This window comes from Subsaximicrobium wynnwilliamsii, from assembly GCF_007997225.1.
Taxonomy (GTDB): Bacteria; Bacteroidota; Bacteroidia; order Flavobacteriales; family Flavobacteriaceae; genus Psychroserpens; species Psychroserpens wynnwilliamsii.
This window is the reverse complement of the sequence record NZ_VORM01000092.1, coordinates 1-1,510: the sequence shown is the minus strand read 5'-3', so window position 1 is coordinate 1,510 and position 1,510 is coordinate 1. Positions and strand designations below refer to the sequence as shown.

The window sequence follows — 1,510 nt, the reverse complement described above, 5'->3', positions numbered from 1 at the left end:
GGGAAGAGGCAGGTCTGTTTTCTGTCTTTGCCAGATATGTATTTCATACTATTAAGATACAAAAAAGCTAAAAAATGACCTTGGGTCTTTCTTGAAAAGTATGAACAAGTTATTAGACAGTCTGACGTTGTGCTTAATTTATCAAAATGCGAATAATCGAGATAAACGGAAATAAATTTTCAAATATGAAAGGTTTTTATCGAGAGGTAGAATCGAAAATGACCTTTGGACTGAATTGGAAAATTGGACGGAATCTCAACGCATTTAATGATGTCTTGTATGGCGGATTTGGAGTTCACGATGTTGACGAGAGATATACTTTAAAATGGCATCGAAGTGAAAAAAGTAAATCCGAACTAAAATATTATGACCGAATAATTGAAATAATCAAAGAACACGAGAATATAGAATTACAATTGACCTAAATGCTATTCTGGAAAACTGAAAATAGAATTGAACCCAAACGGGATTTTTACTCGAAAATTAAAGAGTATTATATTGGTTTTTCTGACAATCAAATTCCGATTGAATTACTGAATGAAATAATTTCAAAAGTAACAGACGAAATTTATAGTGATTATAAACGATTTTGGAAACAGTATCCTAAATCACGAAAAAGATATTCGACTTTAAAAATGGAAGATGTCGAACATCCTTTTATTCATTACTTGATTACGGACTATTTAATAACTAAGAAAGTAAAAGAATGTCGAGATTTTTCTAAGATTTTGTTCAGAATGAATAATTTAGAATTTGAAGAGTACGAAAAACAAAAACATTGGTATGAAACAAAATAAAAATTTAAATTAATTGGAAAATTGGTGGACATTAATAGGAACACTTTTAGGTGCAATTATTGCTGGAGTAGCAGTAATTCTTAATTCACATTATTCAGCAAAATCTACTTTTAAAAGAGAGAATAAAAATCGACTTATTGATGAAAAAGAAAGAGATGTTCAGGAATTAGAAAAACTTTATCAAGACATACTTCATTCCTTAGATAAGTTAATAAGAAACTTAGGTTCAATGGCGGAAACCGAACTTGAAAAATATTATAAAATGGAAATCCGTTTAGAATTGATTTCTACAAAGCAAATTACCGAAAAGTTGACAATCGTTTCTAACTCGATTTCCAAAATGGCTTCTAAATTACCCGAAATGCCAAAAGAATTTATTCCGAAATTTGAAGATGATAGCGACCGAAAATCGAGGCTTGAAGAACGAACTAAAGCAAAAGAAGAACGTAAAAAGGAATCAAAAAAATATGTTCCCGATATTAGAAAGGATTACAATATACTAAGTGAATTAATGAAAGTTGATTTACAAAAAAGACGAATTTTAGATATTGACAAATATGTTGAATATCGAGAAAAAAACTAAGCACAATAACTAAGTATTCGGCTCGCCGATAGGCCAGAGCTGAATACTGTGTTGACGAATCCGGTTGATTTGCCGTCTATGGGTAAAACGATGAATTTAAAGAAGGATGGCTGGAGTTTGCGCTGTTATT

Annotated in this window: 3 protein-coding genes; all 3 read left to right on the top strand. The window is 30.7% G+C overall.

Annotated features, from left to right (window positions below):
• Positions 1-146: 146 nt before the first annotated feature.
• From ESY88_RS20625 to ESY88_RS20615, 3 genes are read left to right on the top strand one after another with little or no spacing between them, the layout of a single operon-like run.
• Complete coding sequence (locus ESY88_RS20625; protein ID WP_147088590.1) at positions 147-425, top strand: barstar family protein; 279 nt, start codon at positions 147-149, stop codon at positions 423-425.
• Positions 426-797, top strand: a complete 372-nt coding sequence (locus tag ESY88_RS20620) for a hypothetical protein (RefSeq protein WP_147088589.1) — start codon at positions 426-428, stop codon at positions 795-797.
• Between the two features lie 13 nt (positions 798-810).
• The gene (locus ESY88_RS20615; protein ID WP_147088588.1) at positions 811-1,380 is read left to right on the top strand and encodes a hypothetical protein; all 570 of its coding nucleotides are present in this window, start codon (positions 811-813) and stop codon (positions 1,378-1,380) included.
• Positions 1,381-1,510 lie beyond the last annotated feature (130 nt).

What these genes read in the sequence shown, in the direction of transcription:
- ESY88_RS20625 (WP_147088590.1), top strand. Translation starts at nt 147, where the DNA reads ATGCGAATAATCGAGATAAACGGAAATAAATTTTCAAATATGAAAGGT.
- ESY88_RS20620 (WP_147088589.1), top strand. Translation starts at nt 426, where the DNA reads ATGCTATTCTGGAAAACTGAAAATAGAATTGAACCCAAACGGGATTTT.